We start from the raw sequence: 21948 nt of genomic DNA, 5'->3' as shown, positions 1-21948 counted from the left end.
GCCTTCCAAGGGCTGTCCGGCAGGGGCCTCTTCGGCGTGCGTCTATTCGGCGCGGACCGGCAGTGTCATGGCGCCGAGCCGGCTGATCGAGGTGTACAGCACATCGCCGGGCAGGATCGGCCCGACACCGGGCGGTGCGCCGGTGAAGAGCACATCGCCGGGGTTCAGTGTCATCATGCGCGACGCGTACGCGACGATCTCCGGCACCGGGGTGATCAGCGCGGCGGTGTTGACCGCCTGCCGCTGCTCGCCGTTGCAGGTCAGCAGGATGTTGAAGTCCGCCGGATCGCCCGCCTCGTCGCTGGTGGTGAGCCAGGGGCCCAGCGGGCTGAAGGTGTCATAGCTCTTGCGCCGCGACCGGTCGGCCGCGCTGCGTACGGTGATGTCGAGCCCGATGGTGTAACCGAGCACATGCTTGAGAGCGTTCTCGACCGGGATGTCCTTGCCGCCCGTGCCGATCACCACGACGAGTTCGGACTCGTGGTGGATCTCGCTGCCCTCCTCCAGCACATCGCGCGGCAGCACAATGCCGTCCGAGGGCCCGACGACCGACGACGGTGCCTTGAGGAACACATCGAAGTTCATCATCCAGGACTCGACCTGCCCCAGTGTGCGGCGCTGCACCGTGTGCATCTCGTCGACGTGTGCCTGGTAGTTGCTGGCCGAAGCGATGATCTTGGTCGGTCCAAGTACCGGCGCGGCCAGCCGTACCGACTCCAGCGGCACGCCCCGCCCGTTCGCCGCGGCCTCCTCCAGAGCGGGCGCGAGCACCGCGAAGTCCCGGCACAGGCCGCGCCACCAGCCCGCGAGCAGCGGATCGGACTCGTGCGGCCACGGCAGTACGGCGGTGACGTCCACCACCTGGTCCCCGGTCACCACACCGAGGCGCCGGTCGTCGAAGATCGCGAGTCTCATACGCCCACCGAGTCCTTCGGCCGGAGCGCCGCCGGGGTGAACACACCGGTCACCTGCTGATGGGTGTCGAGCGCCAGTTCACGGTGGATGCCCAGAGCCCGGAGTACGGGGCTGTCGCCGATGGAGAACAGGTCCGCCCCCTCCTCACTGGCGTGCTCGGCCGCGGCCCAGGACGGTACGACGAACATGTCGCCGGCCGACCAGTCGAAGCGCTGCCCCTCGATCACCGACGAGCCGGAACCGCGGTGCACCACGAACACACCGTTGCCGGTGCGCCGTACGGGCAGGGTCCGCGCGCCCGGTATCAGCCGGTGCATCCCGCAGCTCATGGTCGGCAGCACACTGGCACCGGTCTCGGGACTGACGAACTCGATGCTCACCAGCGGCTCCCCGCTCCCGGCGGCCAGCCGCGACAGCTCCCTGTCGGTGTCCTGCCACCGGTAGACCAGCAGCGGCGAGTGTTCGGTGGTGAGCACGTCCCGTACCGCTCCACTGACGAAGCGCGGCCCAGGACCGGCCTCCTGCTCCGACCGGTTGTGCGGGTCCGAGTCCGGCTGCCGCACATCGGGGTACGGTTCGAAGAACACCGCGTCCAGCGCCTCGATCATCGGCAGATCCAGCCCGTCGAACCACAGCATCGGGCCGTCGCTGGCGCTGCTGTGGTCGTGCCAGTTCCACGACGGTGTGAGAATCAGGTCGCCGGGGTGCATGTCGCACACATCGCCGTCCACGGTGGTCGCCACCCCGTCCCCGGACAGGATGAAGCGGATGGCGCCCGGGGTGTGGCGGTGGGCCGGTGCCGTCTCGCCGGGGCCGAGGCACTGAATCGCGCCCCACAAGGTCCCGGCGGCGTACGGCAGTCCGCCAAGACCCGGATTGCCGAGGCTCAGCACCCGCCGCTCCCCGCCGCGCTCCACGGGCACCAGCCGCAGGGCCCGCTCGGCGAGTTCGGTCAGCACCTCGGAACTCCACAGCCAGGGCACCGAGCGCGGGCGCGGCGTCGGCGGCAGCAGATCACGGGTGATCGTCCACAGCGGATGCAGGTCGACCGCGGCCAGATCCCCGTACAGGGCGGCCAGTTGGGTTTCTTCGTCTTTCACGGGTCCCTCTGTCATGGGTCCTCTTTCACCTGTGATGCCTGTCATGAGGTGGTGCTCGTCATGAGGTGGTGGCCGTTACGGGGTGGCGCCGGCCTCCGCGTCCAGCCGGCGGCGGACCTCGTCCGGAGGCAGGCCGATCCCGAAGCGCGCCACCGATTCGAGCAGTGAGGCGCGCCGACACCAGGCGCGGGCCCGCTCCGGATCGGCCGCGACGGCGCGCAGCTCCTCGTGGTTGGCGCGCCGCTTGGCCTCGTCGCGCTCACTGATCCGCTCGGTGTTGCGTTTGGTGTCGGCCTGGACGTACTCCACGGCCACCCGGCGCCGCACCTCGGCGAACGTGGCCAGTTCGGCGTCCTCGTCCGCGCCGTCCAGGAGTATGCGCGCGAGCCGGCGGGCAAGATCGACCGCGTCATGGATACCGCTGTTGAGGCCCACCCCGCCCAGCGGGCTGTTGATGTGCGCCGCGTCGCCGATCAGCGCGCAGGGCCCGGCCAGGAACGACTCCGCGACCCGCTGGTGCACGTGGTAGATCTGATGGTCGCCGATCTCGTAACCACCCGGCAGGGGCGCGATGCCCTGGAGCCGGCTCTGCATCTCCGCCGGGTCGGTGGCACTCTCGTACGTCTGGCCGGCCGGAACCGGATACACCGCGCGCCAGGACTCCGGCGTGCGCAGCAGGAACAGCCACTCCTCCGGGTCGGCCACATAGTTGACATCGGCGATGTCCGGGATGAGCGCGCGGAAGTCGGCCGAGGTGCTCGCGATCAGGAACCGCTCCGGGTAGGTGAAACCCCGGAACTCCACCCCCAGCAGCCCCCGGGCCGTACTGCTCGCGCCGTCGGCGGCCACCAGGAAGCAGCCGCGCAGGCTCACACCGCCCGACGCTCCCCGCCCCTCCACGATCACACCGTCACCGCTCGTCCGTATCGCGGTGGCCTCGATGCCGTAGTGCAGTGTGGCGTTGGGCTCGTCCGCGAGCCGCTCCACCAGCATCCGCACCAGGTGCTGCTGGTTGAGCTGGAGCCGGTGCGGGTACTTCGTCTCGTCCTTGAGCAGGGTGAAGTCGAACTCGGCCACCAGCCCGGCCCGGCGGTCCCGGTACTGGTAGCGCGGCACTGTCAGGCCCTCGGTGTGCATCTGCGCCGCCAGGCCCAGTCCGTCGAGGAGTTCGAGGGTCGGCGGATGGAACGTCGACGCACGCCAGTCGGTACGCGGCTCCGGCTCCCGCTCGATGAGGTGTACCCGTACACCCGCCCGGGCGAGGGCCCAAGCCGCGGTGACGCCGACGGGGCCGCCGCCCAGGATCAGCACCGGCAGCCCACGATGATTCGACACGAATGTCATAGCCCAAACCTTAGTGATTATTCCGTGCGTCGAAAGAGTTGACGCTACTATTCCGATATGAAGAACTCAGTCCGCGATGAACCCCACCCGGCCGGCCCGTACTCCCCGCAGTCCGGCCTCTCATCGGTCGACAACGCCCTCCAGTTGCTGCACCTGATCAGCGAGCGCCGTGCGCTGCGGGTCGCCGAGGCGGCCGACGATCTGGGCGTCGCCCGGTCCACCGCGCACCGGCTGCTGACCGCGCTGCGCCGCCAGGGCTTTGTCACCCAGGACAAGCCGAACGGTGTCTACCGGCCCGGCCGCGCACTGCTGGAAATCGGTCTCGCCGCCATCGGCCGCGTCGACATCCGGCACGCGGCCAGGCCCGTACTGGAAAAGCTCAGCGAGGACACCCGCGAGACGGTCAGTCTGCTTCTGCTGGAAGGGAATTCGGTCCGGTTCATCGACTGTGTCGAAGGCTCGCGGTCGGTGCGGGTCGCCACGCGTACGGGGATCGTCCTGCCGGCGCACTGCACGGCCGGCGGCAAGGCGATCCTGGCGGCGCTGCCCGCCACCGATCTCGGCCGGCGCTATCCCACCCGACAGTTGGACACCCGTACACCCAACTCCATCGCAACCTGGGGCCAGTTGGAGACCGAGCTGGACGAGATCCGGGAGGTCGGGTACGCGGTGAACTTCGGCGAGGGCGAGAGCAGCATCTGCGCGGTGGGCATGGCGATCTACGACCTGATCGGCTACCCGCTCGCGGCGATCGCCGTGGCCGTACCGCACTCCCGGCTGGAGACGGCCGGACAGGCCAGGGAACTCGCGCCGCTGCTGCTCGAAGCCCGGCTGTCGGTACGGGACGCGCTCAACGAGACGGCCTGAGCCGGAGAGCGTGTTCACAGCGAGAACACCATCGACTTGAGCGAGACCGGTACGGTCCCGGACTTGGGCAGCACCGCGCCGATGTCCACGAAGCCGAGCTTGTCGGTGGCCTCGACCGCGATGCCGTCGACGGAGATCACCGGCACCCGGACACCCTGGTCGTACAGGATGCCGCCGACGGTCCTGGCGATATCGCCCTCGAAGAGCAGACACAACGGCCCGCCCGCCTCGATCCGCTCGCTCAGACCGAGCCGTATGCCCTCCACAAAGGCGTCGAGCCGCGGGAAACTCGGCAGCCCGCGCCACCGGAACGCGAACACCAACGGGTCGCCCGGGACCGTGCCGGAATCCGCGAGAGCCCGCCCGACGGCGGTCGCGACCGACTGCGGATCGACCGTGTCGGGCAGTTCGACGTCGGGCCGTACCACCCGCAGATTGTGCAGCGGCAGCAGATTCCGATCGCCGATGTGAATGGTGTTCCCGCTCACCTGCACGGTGTACTGGGACGCCCCGAGCACCGTCGCCCTGATCGCCCGGCCGGTGTCCTCCACCGGGCCCGGCAGCCGGTTTGCCCGCTCGGCCAGCGCCCGGCCGAACAGCGGGCCCAGATCCCCGAACTCCCGGGACTCACGGCCGTAGAGATACTCGGCGACCCCGCCGGAGAACACCACGGCGTCATACGGACCCCGCTCGGCCAGTGGCTCGGTGAGCCGCGTCCAGCCGAGACCGTCGAGCGGCGGAGGCCCTCCATTGACCTCGGCGAGAACGGTGTCGGCCATCAGCGCCGCCATCTCGCGCAGCTCCGCCTCCCACACCCGGTCGCCCAACGCCCAGTCCAGGCCCAGCGATCCGGCCAGCCGCCGGCCCGCGGGTTCCAGCCGTACGATCCGTCCCGCGCCGTCGACGACGATCAGCCGCGCGCCGAGATGCAGCGCACCGGTCGCCAGGACCCTGCCGGACTCCGACACCGACAGCTTGGTGGTGCCGCCGCCGATGTCGATGTTGAGCACCCGCGAGTGATCGCGCGCGCTTCTGGCGACCGCGCCCGAACCGTGGGCGGCGAGTGTCGCCTCCATGCCGTGGCCGGCCGTGGCGCAGATGAAACGCCCCGTCCTGGCGGCGAACAGATCCGCGATGGCGCGGGCGTTGTGGCGCCGGGTGGCCTCACCGGTGAGGATGACCGCCCCGGTGTCGACCTCGTCGGCCCGCACACCGGCGTCCAGGAACGCCGCGTCGACCAGGGCGGTCAGGCGCTCCTCGTCGATACGGCGGCCCTCGGCGTACGGAGTGAGGGCGACGGCCGACTCATGGATGATCTCCTTGCCGACGACCCTGAAGGCGCTGGACAGTTCGCGTCCCATCCGCCGCAGGGTCAGCCGGGAGAAGAGGACCTGGCTGGTGGCCGAGCCGATGTCGATCCCGACACTGATGAGAACGATCTGATCGCGCTCCCACAGCGGGTGAGCCGGGTCGTCGGTACCGATGGTGACACCGTGGTCATGGTCATGGTCATGGTCATGGTCATGGCCGTGATCGTGATCGTGATCGTGGTGATGGTCGTCGGTGTGACTGTGGTGGTGTGTTCCGGTCAAGGTGCTGTCCGGCATGGTCTCATCCCTCCTCAGCCCCTTCTTCGGCGAGCCGCCGGTAGAACCGCCACGCCGAGTCGATCAGCTCCGGCCGGGTCCTGCCCGTACCGACGATCTCCTCGTACTCGGCCTGCTCGATCGGCCTGGGCTCCCCGAGCAGCCGCGCCCGGTAGTTCAGTTCGGCCAGCTCGCTCAGCTTGATGACATTCAGCGCCGCCTCCTCAGGACTCGCGCCCACCGCCGTCACCCCGTGCCCGCGCATCAGGCACACCGCGCCCGGCCCCAGCACGGCCGCCAGTTCGTCCCCGAGTTCCGGAGTCGTCACCAGCACACTGCGCTGGAAAGTGGGCACGCCCCGGGCCAGCAGCCGCAGCGCGTACGGGTCGTACGCACCGATCAACGGCAGCAGCGGCACATCGCAGACACCGAACAGCACCGGCATCAGCGGATGCACATGCGCCACACTGGTGACATCGCGGCGTGCCCGGTACACCGCGAGATGGATGGCGAGTTCGCGGGGCGGCTCAAGGCCCGGCGCGGTCGAGCGCGGTGTCCCGTCGGGATCCACCACCACGACATCCTCCGCGCCGGCGAACCGCAGACCGGACTCCGCGCGCCCGCGTGCCTTGACCGCGACACTCCCGTCGTCCAGCAGCACACTGACGTGCCCGGCCGGCTCGCGGGTGAGTCCCAGCCGGCCGAGCACACGGCAGGCCGCGGCGACACGTTCTGCCGCCACCAAGGGCTCAGCCGCGCCGGGCCCGGCCGCCGACGTCATCACACCCGGCCCTCGGCCACGGCCACCCTGGCCTGCCCCCGCGACACATCGAAGTTCACCACGGCCCGCTCGGGATCGCGGATCAGCGCCATCGGGTCCTGACCGGCCTGGACCAGCTCGATCTGCTGCCGCAGCAGCCTGCGGTACATGGCGATGCCCTTGTCCTCCGCGCCCAGCATCTCCTTGGTGCGGTCGTAGACGGCGCCCTGTGTCTCCCACGCCATCCGGTCCTGGCTGGTGAACGTGTTCATCGCGTGGTCGCCGTCCTCGGTCATCTCCGAGGGCACCCGCACCACACTGGGCTCCTCGTCGTGCACCTGCTCCTCGCCCGGCTTGTCCGGCAGCAGCCCGGCCCGGATGAGCATGGTGTGCTCGTCGTCGACCGGCACCCGCCAGTGCATCGCCTGCAACGGCCCCTCGGGCAGCCGCAGGATGTTGGGGAACACCAGCGGATGCCCGGTCTCCTCCTCGACCCCGCCGGAGGTGTCGCGGTAGACACGTCGCTTGATGATGCCCCACTCGAACTGCTCGAAGGAGTACTTCTCGATGGGCCGGTAGTAGTAGCTGCCGCGGTCGATGCCCTTGAGATGCATGGTGTGTCCGTGCAGCCAGAAGGTGTGCACGGTGTCGACGGCGTTCTCCATCGGCTGGAGCCAGTTGCACTGCAGGTCCTGCTCGACGAACAGCGTGAGATGCCCGTCGCGCCGGTCGAGCACGTCCCACCGCGGTAGTACGGGCGGCTCGCCGGGGCCGAGATAGGCGAAGAGGATGCCGCGGTAGGCGCGTACCGGATAGGCGGCGATCTTGGCGCGCTCGCGGGCGCGCCGGTTCTCCTGCTCGAAGGGCTGCTCCAGGCACTGGCCCGTACGGTCGTACTTCCAGCCGTGGTACGGACAGCGGATCTCGCAGCCTTCCACGAAGCCGTAGTAGAGCGAGACCCGCCGGTGCGCGCAGGACTCCGCGACCAGACCGTAGGTGTTCTCGTCGGTCAGATACAGCACCAGGTCCTCGCCCAGGATCCGGATCCGCTTGGTGCGCTTCTCGGGGGAGAGATCGGCGGTGAGGGCGACGGGCTGCCAGTACCGCCGCAGCAGTTCGCCCGCCGGGGTGCCGGGGCCGACACGCGTCAGAAACTCGTTCTCGGCTTCACTGATCATGGTCATGCTCCTCTTGATTCCGCAGTGCCTGCCGCAGCATGGCGGCGACCCGCCGCCTGAGGTCGTCGCGCTCCCCGGTGCCCCGCGAGGCCCAGGTGTCGATGAGCCGGTGGAGATACGGCGCGGCGTCCGCGTCCGGGAGGGTCTCGATGAGCGGCTCCAGGTCGCGTTCGAGTTCCTCCAGGTAGTCCCAGGTCCTGTCGTCGGCGGGGGACCAGCCGAGCCGTGCCTGGAGCGCGTTCAGATAGCTCCAGAAGTCGACCGACAGCGTCGGGACGTCCGCCGCGGGCGAGAAGTCCTCGTCGAACTGCCGTTCAAGGCTGATCATGGTCAGTCCGTCCGGCGCGCGGCCCGGTCGTAGACCTCCGCCATCCGGCTCTGTGCGCCGTGCCGGGCCAGCTCGGCCTCGAAGGTGGCGCGTACGGAGGGGTCCTCGTCCCGGTACTCGATCTGGTCGCCGCCCTCGGTGGTGGGCCGGTCGATCAGGAACTGCTTGAACAGCGGGTACTTCTTGCTGCCCCAGCGCAGCGCCAGATAACGGGCGGGCGTGGTACCGGTGTTGAAGTGCTGGTGGAACCAGCGCTCCGGCGGCACCACGATCGAGCCCTGCCGCCAGTCGACCTTGCGCACCGGCTCGCCCTCCCGCCACAGCAGAGAGAAGCCCGTACCGCCGAGGATGATCACATGGGCGCCCGCGTTGTGCCGGTGTGCCTTCTTGTACGTACCCACCGGGAACTCGGAGACATGGCCGCACAGGCTGTTGTCGGCGATCTCCAGCATCACATTGCTGCCGCCCGCGCCGCGCGCGGCCCAGGACTTCAGCTCGATCTGTGCCGCGTCGGGGATGAATCTGCTCTCCCAGACCCGGGACTGATAGGCGGTGCCGGCCCCGCTGAAGTCGTCCTTGTCCGAGCCGAACCGGTCGGTGAAGTCGAAGTCGCAGTCATAGATGAACGAGCGGTTGTGGAACATCCGCATCACCAGCGGGGCGCTGGTCACGGTGTAGAAGCGGGCCGGCTCTCCACCACTGCCGTTGAAGTGCTGCGCGTACGCGTTGAGCGGTACGGAGAACACACTGCCCGCGTTCCACTCGAAGGTCGTCCGCGCCCCGGCCGCGTTCCACACCGTGGTCGAGCCCCGGCCGGAGACCACATAGGTGATCTCCTCGTAGAGATGGCGCTCCGGCGCCACCTGGCCGCCGGGGGCGATCTCGATGATGTGGGCGTCATTGACGTCCTCGGTGCCCTCCAGCCGGGCGACCGCGGCCCGGCAGCCCCGCCGCGCCCAGTCGCCCAGCTCGACGGTGCGCAGGTCCTCGATGAACAGCCCCTCCACGACCTTCAGACCCTCGTCGGTCAGCCACTGTTCATAGGCCGTCGGGCGTTTGATCGTGGGCAGCTCGGTTTCGGCCACGGTCATCTCGTCTCTCCTTGTACGCGGTTTCGCGGTGCACCAGTGCTGATTCGTGGTCGGCCGGCGCTAGTTGCTGCCGATGAGGCTCTTGATCAGATCCGTGGCGTCCTTGACGCCCTTGGTGAGGAACTCCCAGGAGTTGGCGTCGAAGTAGTCCTTGCCGTCCTGCGGGACCTGCCAGTCGGGCAGATCCGACGGCGGCTTGACATCGGCGCGGGTGCTGATGCTGCCGTACGCGTCGTTCCACGCCTTGTTGCCGTCCGGGCAGGCCAGCCACTGCGCCAGCAGCTTGGCCGCGTTCGGGTGCGGCGGCTTGTCGGAGACGGCGAGGAAGCCGAAACCGCTGGTGGTCTGGAGCAGATCGGGCATGACCACCTGGATCGGCAGCCCGTCGTCGACCGCGGTGTCGACATCGAGCTGGCCGAGCCCCAGGGCGATCGGGTACTTGCCCTTGGCCAGATCGTCGGTGCCCTGGCGGGAGTCGGTGATCAGGACCGGGTTCTGGTCCTTGTAGAGCTGCTTGACGAACGCGTCGCCATAGCCGGGGGCGGCCTGGAACATACCGACGTTGTAGATCGCGCCGCCCGGGCTCCGGGGGTCGATCGTGGCGATCTTGCCCTTCCACTTCGGGTCGAGCAGGTCCTTCCAGGTGCTGATCTCCTTCGGGTCCACCTGGTCGGTGTTGACGACGATCGGCACGGTGACATAGCGACTGATGCTCAGGATCGACTTGTCGGCGTCGACGAACGGGACGGTCCCGCCGCGCCACGACTTCGTCTCCAGCTCCGCGGGGGTCAGGACGCCGGTCAGCGGGGCGATCCAGTTCTGCGCGTGGTAGGTGTTCGCCATGGTGTCGGCGCCGCCGACGAAGACATCCTGGGAGTAGATACCGGCCTGCCGCTCCGACTGGAGCCGGGCCGCGTTGTCCTTGCCACTGGTGCCGATGTAGTCGAGTTTCATTCCGTACGTCTGCTGGAACGCCTGCGGGAGCTTCTGGCGCACGGTGTCGGTGGGCGGCCCGGACATGACGGCCGTGCCCTCCTTCTTCGCCGCGGCGGCCAGCGAGCCCGAGGGATCCGGGCACTGGGCGCTGATGTCACCGGGCGCGCTGCCTCCGGCCGCGGTGTCCGAGCCGTCGCCGCACGCGGTCGCGGCGAGCGCCAGCGCGGCACCCGCGCAGATCAGCTTCCAGTTCTGGTGAGCGATGAATCTTCTGATGACGCACCTGCTTTCATAGCGGGGAGGGGTGACGGCGGGGTACCGCGGGTCACCCGGATACGGCGTCCCGGCTTCGACGCGCGCAGCCGGCGGCCGCTCAGCGCCCGGGACAGCAGCGCCACCCCGACGGTGAGCGCGCTGATGAGGACACCCAGCACAGAGGCCTGTTCGAGCACACCGCTGGTGCTGTATTCGAGGAGAAGGATCGACAGCGGCCGTGAGTCGTTGCTGCTGAGCAGGACGACCGTACTGACATCGCTGACGGCGGAGTGGAAGGTGAGTACCCCGGCCGCGGCCACGGAGGGGCCGAGCAGCGGGAAGAGGATGTAGGTGTACGCCCGTACCGGAGTGGCACCGCAGATCCGCGCGGCCCGGTCCAGATCGGGGCTCACCTGGAGGATCGCGGCCTTCAACTGCTGTGTACCGGTGGCCATATGGCTGATCACCAGCGCGATGATCAGGCCGAACAGATTGCCGTAGAGCACGGTGCGCAACGGAGTGCCGAGATATACCCAGAGCAGTCCCAGGCCCAGCAGCATGCCCGGCACGGCGGCCGGCAGCCAGGCCATCACATCGACACCGCCCCGGGTGGGCAGCTCGCTGCGGACGATGACGAAGGAGATGACGAAGTAGACCAGCACACCGACAAGGGTGGCGATCAGACCGATGACCAGTGTGTTGCGCACCGACGACGCGAACAGGTTGTCGTGGAACAGTGCGGACCAGTGCTCGGTGGTGAAGGGGTTGGTGAGCTGGAAGAACCCGAACCGGCGCATGAACGAGCCCAGGACGATCGCGCCCAGCGGCAGCACCACGGTGATGACGACATAGAGCCAGAGCACCCCGGCGATCACCCAGCGGCGTATCCGCCCCAGCCGGATCGGCTCGTCGTTGTAGGTGTGCCCGCCGACGGTGACATAACTGCCGCTGCGTACGGCGAACCGCTGCATGATCGCCAGCATGATGAGGATCGGGATGAACACCGAACCCAGCGCGGTCGCGGTGCCGAACTGCGGGGGCGACGACTGGAGCCAGTTGTAGATCTGCGTCGAGTAGACATTGAGCCCGATGGGCGTGCCGAGCAGCAGCTCGATCTCGAAGGTCTTCAGCGAGTAGACAAAGCTCAGCAGGGTCGCGGCGATGATGGCCGGACGCATCATCGGTACGGTGATGCTCACCAGGGTGCGCAGCCGGCTGGCGCCGCTGATCTGCGCCGCCTCCTCCATGGACCGGCTCATCCTGCGGAACGCGGGCACCAGCAGGATCACCATGATGGGCACGGTCGTCGCGGTGAGATGGGTCCAGATGATGCCCCAGTAGCTGTAGATGTTCAGCGGGCCCTGGGTGATGTCACCCAGCCCCGGCACCATCCTGATCACCTGGTTGACCACACCGTTGGCCGGGTCGAGCAGCAGGATCCAGCCCAGGGTCATCGACAGCGACGGAATGAAGAACGAGAACCACAGGAACACCTCGATGACCTTGCCGCCCGGCATGTCGGTGCGCGCGATCAGCCAGGAGATCACCGTGGCGATCACCATGCCCAGCAGCACCCTCGGCACACCGAGCCGCAGTGTGTTCCAGGCGGACTCCCACATCGCGCCATTGGCGAAGGCCTGCCGCCAGTTGTCCAGGCCGTACGTGGCCGGGTCGCCCGGATCGGCGACATTGAGGCTGTTCAGCAGGAGCAGGGTGATGGGGACGACGGTGACCGCGGCCACCAGCAGCAGTACGACCGTACCGGTCACCCGGGAGCCGCTGGAGCGGCGGGCCTTGACCAGTCTCCGTACCGGACCCGGCAGCGGTTCGACGGCGTCCGGCGCCACCGGCGGAAGGACCCCGCTCACAGCGGCCACACCATGGCGCGCTGCGGGTCGACCTCGACGACCACCGGGTCACCGGGCTGGTGCACCACCCGGCGCGGCGCGCTGAGCAGGACGTTCGACCCGGCGATGTCCAGTACGTACTCGAAGCTGTCGCCGAGGTAGACCGAGGACAGCACCCGCGCGGCCACCTGGTTCGGCGCCGGCTCACCCGGTCCCGCCGGTTTGATGTCGACGTCCTCGGGCCGGAGATACACCCCGACCGCGTCGCCGTCGGCCAGCTCCGCGGGTATGTCCGGGCCGAGGATCTCCCCGGCCCGCTCGCCGCCGCCGCCCAGCAGGACCCTGCGGTGGGCCGGGTCCCCGGCCAGGACGCCCTCGACGACGATGAGCCGGCCGAGGAAGTCCCGTACGAACGCGGTCTTCGGGTGCTCGTACAGGTCCATCGGCCGCCCGACCTGCTCGACCTTGCCCTTGTTCATCACCGCGAGGCGGTCGGCCAGGGACAGTGCCTCGTCCTGGTCGTGCGTCACGAAGAGCATCGTGATACCGAGTTCGCGGTTCAGCCTGCGGATCTCGCGCCGCATCTGGATCCGCAGCTTGGCGTCCAGATTCGACAGCGGCTCGTCGAGCAGCAGCAGATCCGGGGTGTAGACCAGCGCCCTCGCGAGCGCGACCCGCTGCTGCTGGCCGCCGGAGAGCAGGGTGGCCGGCCGGTCGGCCAGCGCTTCGAGACCGGTGACCGCGAGGATCTCCTCGACCCTGCGCCGCCGTTCGGCCCGCTTCACCCGGCGCATACGCAGTGGGAAGCCCACGTTCTGTGCGACGGTCATATGCGGCCACACCGCGTAGGACTGGAAGACCATCGCGATATTGCGCTTCTCCGAGGGCAGGAAGGTGCCCTGCCCGGCATCGGCGAGCGCCCGGTCCCGCATGAAGATCGAGCCCTGGTCGATCTTCTCCAGGCCCGCGATCATCCGCAGCGAGGTGCTCTTCCCGCAGCCGCTCGGCCCGAGGAGGGCGAATATCTCGCCGCGCTTCACGTCGAGGTCGATCTGGTCGACAGCGACGACATCGTTGAACTTCCGGGTCACACCGGACAGCCGGAGCTGTACGGCGGGCTCACCGGAAGCCTCGTCCACCGGGCCCGTGAGCCGGCCCGCGAGGCGGTCCGGTGTGGTCGCCCTCATCGACATCCTGCACTCCTCGGATCAGTCCTGGTTGACGCGACCTTAACCAGGAATACCTCATAGAGAAATATGTGTTCTCTAAGTTCTTTGATGTGGAATATGGGTCGTGGGGGGACTGGTAGGGGCACGGTGAGAAGTGCCGTCAGAGGTCCAGTGCCAGCAGCTCGGAGGCCGCCCGGCCGACGCAGATCATCATGGTGTCGCCGCGCTCGCGCTCCTCGTCCGAGAGCACGGTGTCGTGGTGTTCGGGCACACCGGCGAGCACCTTCGTCTCGCACGAACCGCAGTAGCCCTCCTCGCAGGAGAACGCCACATCGGGCGCGGCCTCGCGGACCACATCGAGCAGGGTGCGCTCCGGCGGTACGTCGAGCGTCACACCGCTGCGGCGCAGCTCCACCCGGAAGGGGCGCGCGTCCGTTGTGCTGCGCACGTCGCCGCCCGGTGGCGCGGTGAAGCGCTCCACATGCAGCGCCCCCGGCCTGGTGTCCGTACACGCCTCGGTGACCGCACGGACCATGCCCTCAGGACCGCAGCAGTAGACGGCACTTCCCGGAGGCGCCGCGCCGATGAGTTCCGCGACCGGCAGCAGGCCCGCCTCGTCCTGCGGTACGAGATGGACGCGCTCGGCGCCGATGGCCGACAGCACCCCGGTGAACGCCATTGCCGGCCGCGAGCGCCCGCCGTAGTACAGCTCCCACGAAGCACCGGACGCGGCGGCCCTGCGGACCATCGCCAGTATCGGTGTGACACCGATACCACCGGCGAGAAAGAGATAGTGGGGCGCCTCGACCAGCGCGAAGTGGTTGCGCGGGCCCCGGACTTGGAGCACCCGCCCGACCAGACCGGTGTCATGCACCTCCGCCGACCCGCCGCGCCCGTGCTCCTCGCGCAGTACGGCGACGGTGTACGAGCGGGAGTCGTCGAGCGGACCGCACAACGAGTACTGGCGGACCGTGCCGCTGGGCAGCCGCAGATCGATATGCGCGCCCGGTGCCCACGGCGGCAGTTCACCGCCGTCCGGATCGACCAGCCTCAGCGAGACGACACCGGCGGCCTCCAGACGAACCTGCTCGACCAGCAGCTCCCTGGCGGCGAGAGGGTCCAGATCGTTCATGGCGGCTCAGTCCGTGCCGGCCGGTCGGAAACCGTAGATGTCCAGGGTGAGTTCGCCCCCGGCGATCCGGTCCAGATAGCCCGCCTCGGCCGCCTCGCGCGCCCGGCCGCGCTCCAGCACCGCCGCCACCGACGCCCGCGGGATCACCACCACACCGTCGGTGTCGGCCACCACCAGATCGCCCCGGCTGACGGTGGCACCGCCCAGTGTGATGGGGGCGCCGACCGTACCCGTGTCGTCCTTGACCGTCGTACGCACGGCGATCGCCGAGCTGAAGACCGGGAAGCCGCGCTCGCGCAGCCGGTCGGCGTCCCGTACACCGCCGTCGATCACCAGCCCCGCCACCCCGCGCGCCTGCGCCGCGGCGGTGAGCACCTCGCCCCAGTAGCCGCAGGCCTCCTGGCGGCCGTCGACCACCAGCACATCGCCGGGCTCCGCCTGTTCCAGCGCGAGGTGCAGGGGCAGATTGTCGGCGGGCGCGGTGGACACCGGCAGCGCCCGGCCGGCCACGGCGGCCCCGGGCCACACCGGCCGGATGCGCGGCGGAAGGAAACAGTCCAGCTTGGCCGCCTCGTACAGCGTCGCGGTCCCGAGCCGCAGGAGTACGGCGGTGTCCGGTGGAGCGGTGTCCGGTACGGGGATGTCGGCCGGGCTGGACGTGTTGGCGGAAGCGGTCGTCATACCTGGTTCCTCTGCAGCAGGTGGTAGCCGTGCGAGGCGCGCGCCTCGGCCAGCGAACGGCCCGCGAGCACGTCGTCGACGATGCGCGCTTCGCGCTCCTGGATGGTGTGGCAGATCTCCGCCACCTCGTCCTCCACATCGGGCGGTACGGTCACCGCGCCGTCGGCGTCCGCGATGACGAGCTGGCGCGGCGCGATGCGTACCCCGCCGACACTCACCGGGCACTGCACGTCGCGTACCTCGACCCGGTCCTTGCCGGTGCGCATATAACGCCCGCGGGTGAAGAGCGGATAGCTCACATCGAGCGCGCGCCGCACATCGCGGCACACACCGTCGATCACCGTGCCCGCGATCCCGCGGTCGCTGGCCATCGCGGTGAGGATGTCGCCCCACACCGTGCAGTCCGTACGACCGCCGTTGTCGAGCACCGCCACATCGCCGGGCCGCATGTCGTCCAGATAGTCGCCGACCGTACCGGCGGGATGTCCGGCCGCGACGTACGAGACGGTGTAGGCGCGGCCGAAGATCCGGGCGTCGTCGAAGAGCGGGGCGATACCGGACAGACAGCCGTCCCGGCCGAGGCGGTCCAGGGCGTCGGAGATGGTGGCGGTCGAGTAGCCGTACAGGGGGTGTGCCGGGCCGTTCGCCGGCTCGGGGACGGCGGATTCATGGGTCACGAGCCGGACTCCTCGGGCGTGTCAGTGCTGTCGGTCGTGGGAAATCGGCTGTCGTGCATGACCTCGGAGACGGGCCGTCCCGCGGCGACTGCGTCGGCCATGGCCGCCTCCCGGGCGACCACACGCTCGGCGAAGGCGATCACACGCTCGGCCTCGGCACCGGGTACGAAGGCGACACCGTTGCCGTCGGCGACGACATAGTCGCCGGGGCTCACGGTGATGTCACCGAACGCGACCGGCTCGTCCATCGCGTACTGGACCACCCGGCCGCGCGCGCTGACGGGCACCACGGCCCGCGCGAAGACCGGCAGTCCGAGTTCGGCGCTCTCGCTCGCGTCCCGGCAGGCGCCGTCGACCACCACACCGGCGATGCCCCGGGCGAGCGCGGCGCGGCTGAGTATCCCGCCCCAGCAGGAGACGTCAGGGCGCCCGCCATTGGCGATGACCAGCACATCGTCCGGGCCCGAGATGTCCACAGCGGCGGCGGCGACATGGTCGGAGGGCCGGTCGGACCTGCGTGGGCCGACCGTGACCGTACGGACCAGCCCGGCGACGGCATGGGGCACCGGCCAGACCGGCGCGGGCCCGAGCACCACCGTGGACAGGCCGTACGTGTCGAGCGCGTCCGACACGGCACAGGAGTCCAGCGCCCGCAGCCGCTTCACCAGAGCCGCTTCGTCCGGCGCCGTCATGACCGGTCCTTCCGAGCGCCTGCCGAAGCGGTGTTCTCGTCCTGCCAGGTCATGAACGCCATCGCGCACCCGGTGCCCGCCTCCGAGCGGTAGCACGGTTCGTACCCCACCAGTTCGGCGGTGAGCGAGGACGCCTCCAGCGCGCCCGCCACCACGATCCAGTTGCGCATCTCGGACGTACCGGACCGCAGCACCGCGTCCGGCAGCGACCGCAGATGGTCACTGTCGCGGGCGGTCAGCGCGGCGAGAAAGGCCCGGTCGAGTTCCTCGTCCACAACGAAGTGACTCAGCCCGCCGGACGCCACGATCCCCACCCGCAGCGGCGCCGGGAAGTCCCGGATCGCCTCGCCCAGGGCCACTCCGAAGTCGTAACAGCGCGCGGCCGACGGCGGGTTGGGCTCCCAGAAGGTGTTCACGAAGACCGGTACCGTCGGCGGGGTCCCACCACCACCGAGCACCTGCTCGAAGACAAAGCCCCAGCCGTGCGGGATGCCCGAGTTGCCCCACTCCCCGGGCGGCAGGGCCCGGGACGCGGCCGGGTCGAACCCCGCCGCCGAGGTCCGCTCGATGAGATGCCGGGCCAGCGCCGGGTGCCCGGGCCGTACGGTGCTCGTGGCCGGCACATTGGCGACCTCGGCGATGGCCAGACCCGGCTTCATCCCGTCCAACTGCTCCTGGGTGAACGGCTCGTGGCGCATGGTGTCGCCCCAGTAGAAGGCGAACTGCGGCAGCAGCTCATCGCCGAACACCTCCTTGTGGTCGCTGCTCACCACCACCAGCACATCGACCCCGGCCGCCTTGATCCGCCGGCCCAGCTCCTCGATGTCCTCGCGGCAGGCCGTATGGCGGCGACGGCGTACGTCGAGCTCGCACTCGGCCGCGAACCCCGGCGCGCGCAGCGCCAGCAGCTCGTCGTACGGATACTCCGCACCGCGGTAGACCAGCGCCCGGTTGGCCCGGTCGGCCGCGGCCCGCAGCCCCCAGTCCTCCGGCGGTGTGTTCAGCAGCGGGCCGTGGGAGGTGCCCACGCCCAGCACGAGATCGCTCACGCCGCCTCACACCTCCAGCCGGAACAGCTCGACGGCGTTCGTCTCGAACAGCGCCTTCCTGTCCTCGCCGGTCAGCCAGTCGATGTCCTCGATGAGCAGATGGATGTCATCGACCCAGCGGCCGGTCTCCGGGTCCTTCACCGAGCCGGTGCCCGGCTTCTCCGTACCGAACAGACAGCGGTCGACCCCGACGGTCCGCAGCAGGAACTCGATCGAGTCGCGGGTGTAGAGGCAGGTGTCGTAGTGGAGACGGCGCAGGCGCTCCTCGAAGGTCGTGCCCGCCCGCAGGGCCGCGGGGTAGAACCGGCCCTTCTGGTACGGGACGGCCCCGCCGCCGTGCGACACGACGATCTTGAGCTCGGGGAAGTCGTCCAGAACGGAGGACTGGAGCAGCCCGGCCACCGCCAGGGTCTCCTCCTGGACGAAGTGCAGCGAGTAGCTCTCCCGGGCCGGGGGCCGGCAGGCCGCCGAGTGGATGATGGCCGGCACGTCCAGCTCGCAGAGCGCCTCCCACACCGGGTACCAGAAGCGGTCGCCGATGGGCGGCGGCTGCCGCAGCCCCTCGTACGGGTCGGTGTTCAGGGTCGCGCCGACGAAACCCAGGTCCGTGACGCAGCGGCGCAGTTCGCGGGTCCAGACGGCCGGGTCGAGATCCATCGACTGCGGCATGCCCGCGACCCCGCGGAACCGGCTGTCCACCTCGCAGCAGAGCGCGATGACGTCATTGGTCTCCGCGGTGAACCACTCGACCAGCTTGGCCGGGGTCTCGCTGTGCATCATCTGGAACGGCCGGGGCGAGATGAACTGGATGTCCACCCCGGCCTCGTCGAGGTGCTGGAGATGCGAGATCTTGCCGAAACTCGGGTGCGGCGCGTTGAGCGCCTCCACCACATGCTCCTTCGTCACCCCGGAACGCCCGCGCCCATGGGCGCCGCGATGGGAGAGGAGCCCTGCCTTGTACGCGTACAGCTTGTCGGGGGCGGTGACATGCCCGTGGACGTCGATATAGATGGCGCTGCCCTCCTCGTGACCGGAACGGGCGATGCCCGCCGTGCCCGGAGGAGCCGCTGAGCACTCCTGTCCGGGTGTCCAGAACGATAAGGACGCTGCGCCCTATACGGAATAGGTCGCACGAGAATTCCGCATAGAGGTATATGGGTCTGTTGTTGAGGGAGCCTTGATGGAGGGCCGGGCTCGGCGGTGCGGACAAAAGGTGCACTGAAGCGGGGACTCCGGCCGGTTGAGCGTCACATTAGGCGACATTTCCGTCCGTGCGCCTCCCGCGTACGGACTTCGCCATCACAAAACGGCCACGGCCGACCCGGCATGGATACACGGAAGCGCCGGACGGGCCGCGTCAGCCCGTCCGGCGCCTGAGGTGGTTCAGCCGTGCGTCAGACCGGCACGATCCGGTACGTACGGCCCGCCGCCGTCTGTACCGATATCACCCCGTTCGCCGTGGTGAACGGAACCGCCGCGCCGCTCGTGTCCGTCACGGTGAAGGAGCCCGTCGGCCACGGGTTCTTCAGCCGCAGCGTGCCACCGGCCTCGCTGGTGACCTCGGCATAGCTGACACGGTCGCCCTCCTTCGCGCTGGACACCACGAACGCCCCCTTCTGGCGCAACTGCCAGAAGCTCGCGTTCTTGCCCGCGGGCCAGACCGGGAAGAGCGTGATGATCCCCTGGTCGCTCTGGACCAGCATGCTGTTGACCGCCTCGGTGGCACCGGACTTCTCGATGCCGTGGAACGAGTCGGCGATCCGCAGGTTCGCGGCGAGATGCGAGTTGATCACCTGCTTGAACCTGTCGATGAGCGACTGTGCCGGATAGCCGACCCGGGCCGCCTGGTTGAACACCTTCGGGAAGCTGTTGTCCTGTCCCCACGAGTTCATGGCGTCGAGGGTGTCCACACCGATCCGCAGCTTCGCCGGGTCCGAATTGACACCGAGCTGGTCTGCGGGCTGGACGAATTCGAGGTTGATGGTGTTGTCACCGGGACGGATGTCCCGGGTGTCGGAGCCCTGCATGGTGCCGGGGGTCACCAGCGAGTACACCGTCTTGCCGTTGAACACCGTGGTCGGCTGCGTCGGCAGGTTGTTGAGGATGTTCTGCCAGGTGACACGGCGGTCGGCGTCCACACCGAGCTTCTGGCTGCCCGCGATCAGGGTGGACAGGACCTGCTTCAGCAGCCCGATGTCGGCGGACGAGTTCTGGCCCCACGTCCCCTCGTGCGGACCGCTCCACAGCGAGTAGCGTCCGGCGGAGTCGCGTTCGAGATAGCTCTCGAAGAACTGGGCGACCTGGCTGAGGAAGGGATACGCCTTGGTCCTCAGGAACGTGGTGTCCTGCGTGTACTCGTAGTAGGACACGAACTGGGAGGCGGAGAAGAGGGAGTTGGAGACCTGCTGGTGGTACTGGTCGTCGGTGGTCGTGCCGTACGGGCCGATCCCCACGGGGAACAGCACACCGGCCGGCACACCGCCGCTCGGGAAGCGCCCGCCGATGTAGTCGGGCTTCACCCGGTTCAGATCCTGCTTGGCCCGGCGCTGTGCCTCGGGCACATACGCGAGGATCGTCTCGTGGAACGGCAGGGACAGGTCCGGGCGGTTGCTGGAGTAGACCCCGTAGAACGGCGCCTGGGCGTTGTAGTTGAGGTGGTAGTCACCGCTGAACTGGGGGTTGTCCGTGGTGGTCCAGATCCCGTAGAGGGCGGGGGCGAGCTTGCCGGCCCGGCTGGAGGCGCCGATGAAGTACTGCGCGGCGTAGTAGTACTTCTCCAGTACGGCGTCGCCGAGTTCGACACCGGACCGCATCCAGTAGTTCTTCCACCAGTCGGCGCGCTGGGTGTCCAGTGTCGCCAGCGAGGCGGTGGTCTGGCTCCGTACCTGTGTCACCGCGTCGTTGTGCGGGGACGCCGGGTTCTGTCCGCCGCCGCCGATCTGGGTGACGACCCGGACGGTCGCGCCCGCCGGCAGTGTGAAGACGGTCCTGGCGGTGGCGCCCGAGACGGTCGGTGCCTGGACCGCGGACGCGCCGAGGACCGTGGTCGCCAGCGCCGCCCGGGACACCCACCGGCTGCCGGGAGCGGTGGCGCGCTCGGCCCACATCACCTGGCCGTCGGCGCCCGCGGTGTTGCTGTAGGCGGAGTTGGGCGTGGTGGCTCCCGCGTACGCCGACGCCTGGAGCTGCACCGGCTGGCTTCCGGTCGAGGTGATGGCGGTGACCAGGACATTCCTGTCGGCGGCCAGCCAGGTCTTCATCGAGACGGGTACGTTGGACAGTGACATCGTTGTCGCGATCGTGCCGTCGACGATGTTCTGTTCCTCGCGGAAGGGCTGCGCCGGCGGGGGAGTGCCGCCGCCGCTCTGCGCGTACAGCTCGATCTGGCCGATCCTGGCCCGGGGGTTCTGCGTCGAGTCGGGTGTGGTGCTCTGGGTCGGCTCGGTGACGTTGAGCCGGATGTAGCGGGTCTGTACGGCCGTGACGGACCGGTCGATGACATCGGCGGTGTTGTTCTGCACCGTGTCGACGCTGTTCCAGTTGGTGCCGTCCGCGCTGGTCTGGAACACCATGTTCTTGGTGTTGAAGGCCGCGTTCCCGGGGCGCGCCGCGTTGTCGTTGCGTACGACATAGCGGGCGACGGTCTTGACCGAGCCCAGGTCGAGGGTGATCCACTGCGGCTTGCCGACCTGGGAGACCCAGCCCTCGTAACCGCTGCCCCACTGGCCGTTGACGGCGCGGTCGGGGGTGAAGGACCCCTCCGTGCTGCTCGCGGTCGCCCGTGCGCCGATCGCGAGGTTGTCACCGGTCTGGACGGTGGTGCCGGTGATGGTCACACCGCCGACAGGAGCCGGCTTCGGGCTGGGATTGGCGTTCCAGAAGTCCCCCTTGGAGACATAGAACGTCTTGACCCCCGTGCTGCCGCCGGACGTCACTCCGACATCACCGTTGCCGAGCAGGGCGGTGTTGGGCATGCTGTTCGACACCGAGCCCGAGTAGGCCTGGTCGGTCCAGACTCCCTTGATACCGGTCAGCTTGGCCTTCAGGGTGTCCCACTGCTGGGCGGGCGTCGGCGGTCCCGCCGCCAGGGCCCGTACGGACTCGCTCCCGGCGCTGCCGGCCGGTGCGCTCCCGGCCATTGCGCTGCCGGGGATCGCGAGCGGTACGGCGACGGCCAGGGCCACCACCGCCGCGTACCCGCGTGCTCGTGCGCGTCCGGATCCGCGGATCACTCTCCGCGTCGTACTCTCCTGCCCCATTGCGGCTCTCCTTCGAGTCGGGGTCTGTGAGTCGGGGTCGTGCGAGAGGGCGGTACATGTGCGTGTGCTTCTGTGCGGTACG

20 protein-coding genes are annotated in these 21948 nt (G+C 69.2%); 2 read left to right on the top strand and 18 right to left on the bottom strand.

The genetic code is table 11. The annotated features are described in order from the left end of the window. Positions 1–42 precede the first annotated feature (42 nt). The 3 genes from ACFU9P_RS04515 to ACFU9P_RS04505 form a co-directional block, all read right to left on the bottom strand. On the bottom strand, positions 43–915 hold the full coding sequence (locus ACFU9P_RS04515) for a fumarylacetoacetate hydrolase family protein (protein ID WP_384077746.1): 873 nt from the start codon (positions 913–915) through the stop codon (positions 43–45). Further along, complete coding sequence (locus tag ACFU9P_RS04510) at positions 912–2015, bottom strand: cupin domain-containing protein (RefSeq protein ID WP_384077745.1); 1104 nt, start codon at positions 2013–2015, stop codon at positions 912–914. The genes ACFU9P_RS04515 and ACFU9P_RS04510 overlap by 4 nt, the downstream gene beginning before the upstream one ends. A 75-nt stretch (positions 2016–2090) precedes the next feature. Beyond that, positions 2091–3359, bottom strand: coding sequence for an FAD-dependent oxidoreductase (locus ACFU9P_RS04505; protein ID WP_376377038.1), 1269 nt, complete (start codon positions 3357–3359; stop codon positions 2091–2093). Between the two features lie 57 nt (positions 3360–3416). Between ACFU9P_RS04505 and ACFU9P_RS04500 the strand changes: the two genes are divergently transcribed. Beyond that, entirely contained in the window at positions 3417–4226 is an 810-nt protein-coding gene (locus ACFU9P_RS04500; RefSeq protein ID WP_376377036.1) for an IclR family transcriptional regulator, read from the top strand. Between the two features lie 14 nt (positions 4227–4240). Here ACFU9P_RS04500 and ACFU9P_RS04495 read toward each other — a convergent pair whose 3' ends face one another. The 6 genes from ACFU9P_RS04495 to ACFU9P_RS04470 are packed head-to-tail and all read right to left on the bottom strand — an operon-like array spanning position 4241 to position 10189. After that, a complete protein-coding gene (locus ACFU9P_RS04495; RefSeq protein WP_384077744.1) occupies positions 4241–5833 on the bottom strand; it encodes an ethanolamine ammonia-lyase reactivating factor EutA in 1593 nt (530 codons plus the stop codon). A gap of 4 nt (positions 5834–5837) precedes the next feature. Then, complete coding sequence (locus ACFU9P_RS04490) at positions 5838–6554, bottom strand: class II aldolase/adducin family protein (protein ID WP_384077743.1); 717 nt, start codon at positions 6552–6554, stop codon at positions 5838–5840. 38 nt (positions 6555–6592) lie between these two features. After that, positions 6593–7750, bottom strand: a complete 1158-nt coding sequence (locus ACFU9P_RS04485) for a Rieske 2Fe-2S domain-containing protein (RefSeq protein ID WP_384077742.1) — start codon at positions 7748–7750, stop codon at positions 6593–6595. After that, positions 7740–8078 carry a hypothetical protein gene (locus ACFU9P_RS04480; protein ID WP_384077741.1) on the bottom strand — a complete coding sequence of 113 codons (339 nt, stop codon included), beginning with the start codon at positions 8076–8078 and terminating at the stop codon, positions 7740–7742. Before ACFU9P_RS04480 ends, ACFU9P_RS04485 begins: the two co-directional genes overlap by 11 nt. A gap of 2 nt (positions 8079–8080) precedes the next feature. Next, a complete protein-coding gene (locus ACFU9P_RS04475) occupies positions 8081–9169 on the bottom strand; it encodes an ethanolamine ammonia lyase-activating protein (protein ID WP_384077740.1) in 1089 nt (362 codons plus the stop codon). A 60-nt stretch (positions 9170–9229) separates the two neighbouring features. After that, entirely contained in the window at positions 9230–10189 is a 960-nt protein-coding gene (locus tag ACFU9P_RS04470) for an ABC transporter substrate-binding protein (RefSeq protein WP_376377022.1), read from the bottom strand. Here ACFU9P_RS04470 and ACFU9P_RS04465 point away from each other — a divergent pair. Further along, entirely contained in the window at positions 10188–10364 is a 177-nt protein-coding gene (locus ACFU9P_RS04465; RefSeq protein WP_157877339.1) for a hypothetical protein, read from the top strand. The genes ACFU9P_RS04470 and ACFU9P_RS04465 overlap by 2 nt on opposite strands. Here ACFU9P_RS04465 and ACFU9P_RS04460 read toward each other — a convergent pair. The 9 genes from ACFU9P_RS04460 to ACFU9P_RS04420 form a co-directional block, all read right to left on the bottom strand. Further along, positions 10345–12228: an ABC transporter permease gene (locus tag ACFU9P_RS04460; RefSeq protein WP_384077739.1), complete on the bottom strand. Its 1884-nt coding sequence runs from the start codon at positions 12226–12228 to the stop codon at positions 10345–10347. The two genes, ACFU9P_RS04465 and ACFU9P_RS04460, sit on opposite strands and share 20 nt — an antisense overlap. After that, the gene (locus ACFU9P_RS04455) at positions 12225–13400 is read right to left on the bottom strand and encodes an ABC transporter ATP-binding protein (protein WP_384077738.1); all 1176 of its coding nucleotides are present in this window, start codon (positions 13398–13400) and stop codon (positions 12225–12227) included. Before ACFU9P_RS04455 ends, ACFU9P_RS04460 begins: the two co-directional genes overlap by 4 nt. A gap of 136 nt (positions 13401–13536) precedes the next feature. After that, the gene (locus ACFU9P_RS04450; RefSeq protein WP_384077737.1) at positions 13537–14508 is read right to left on the bottom strand and encodes a PDR/VanB family oxidoreductase; all 972 of its coding nucleotides are present in this window, start codon (positions 14506–14508) and stop codon (positions 13537–13539) included. Between the two features lie 6 nt (positions 14509–14514). Beyond that, positions 14515–15189 (bottom strand): 4-carboxy-4-hydroxy-2-oxoadipate aldolase/oxaloacetate decarboxylase, encoded by a 675-nt coding sequence (locus tag ACFU9P_RS04445; RefSeq protein WP_384077736.1) that lies wholly within the window; start codon positions 15187–15189, stop codon positions 14515–14517. Then, positions 15186–15866 (bottom strand): RraA family protein, encoded by a 681-nt coding sequence (locus tag ACFU9P_RS04440; protein WP_384077735.1) that lies wholly within the window; start codon positions 15864–15866, stop codon positions 15186–15188. The genes ACFU9P_RS04445 and ACFU9P_RS04440 overlap by 4 nt, the downstream gene beginning before the upstream one ends. Beyond that, positions 15863–16558: an RraA family protein gene (locus tag ACFU9P_RS04435; RefSeq protein WP_384077734.1), complete on the bottom strand. Its 696-nt coding sequence runs from the start codon at positions 16556–16558 to the stop codon at positions 15863–15865. The genes ACFU9P_RS04440 and ACFU9P_RS04435 overlap by 4 nt, the downstream gene beginning before the upstream one ends. After that, positions 16555–17607: a hypothetical protein gene (locus ACFU9P_RS04430; protein ID WP_384077733.1), complete on the bottom strand. Its 1053-nt coding sequence runs from the start codon at positions 17605–17607 to the stop codon at positions 16555–16557. The genes ACFU9P_RS04435 and ACFU9P_RS04430 overlap by 4 nt, the downstream gene beginning before the upstream one ends. Before the next feature lie 6 nt (positions 17608–17613). After that, complete coding sequence (locus ACFU9P_RS04425) at positions 17614–18612, bottom strand: amidohydrolase family protein (RefSeq protein ID WP_384077925.1); 999 nt, start codon at positions 18610–18612, stop codon at positions 17614–17616. Positions 18613–19001: 389 nt separating this feature from the next. Beyond that, complete coding sequence (locus tag ACFU9P_RS04420) at positions 19002–21839, bottom strand: discoidin domain-containing protein (RefSeq protein ID WP_384077732.1); 2838 nt, start codon at positions 21837–21839, stop codon at positions 19002–19004. Positions 21840–21948 lie beyond the last annotated feature (109 nt).

The sequence above is a fragment of the Streptomyces sp. NPDC057617 genome, assembly GCF_042800555.1.
GTDB lineage: Bacteria > Actinomycetota > Actinomycetes > Streptomycetales > Streptomycetaceae > Streptomyces.
Note: the sequence above shows the minus strand (reverse complement) of the source record. Positions and strands in the feature narration are given on the sequence as shown.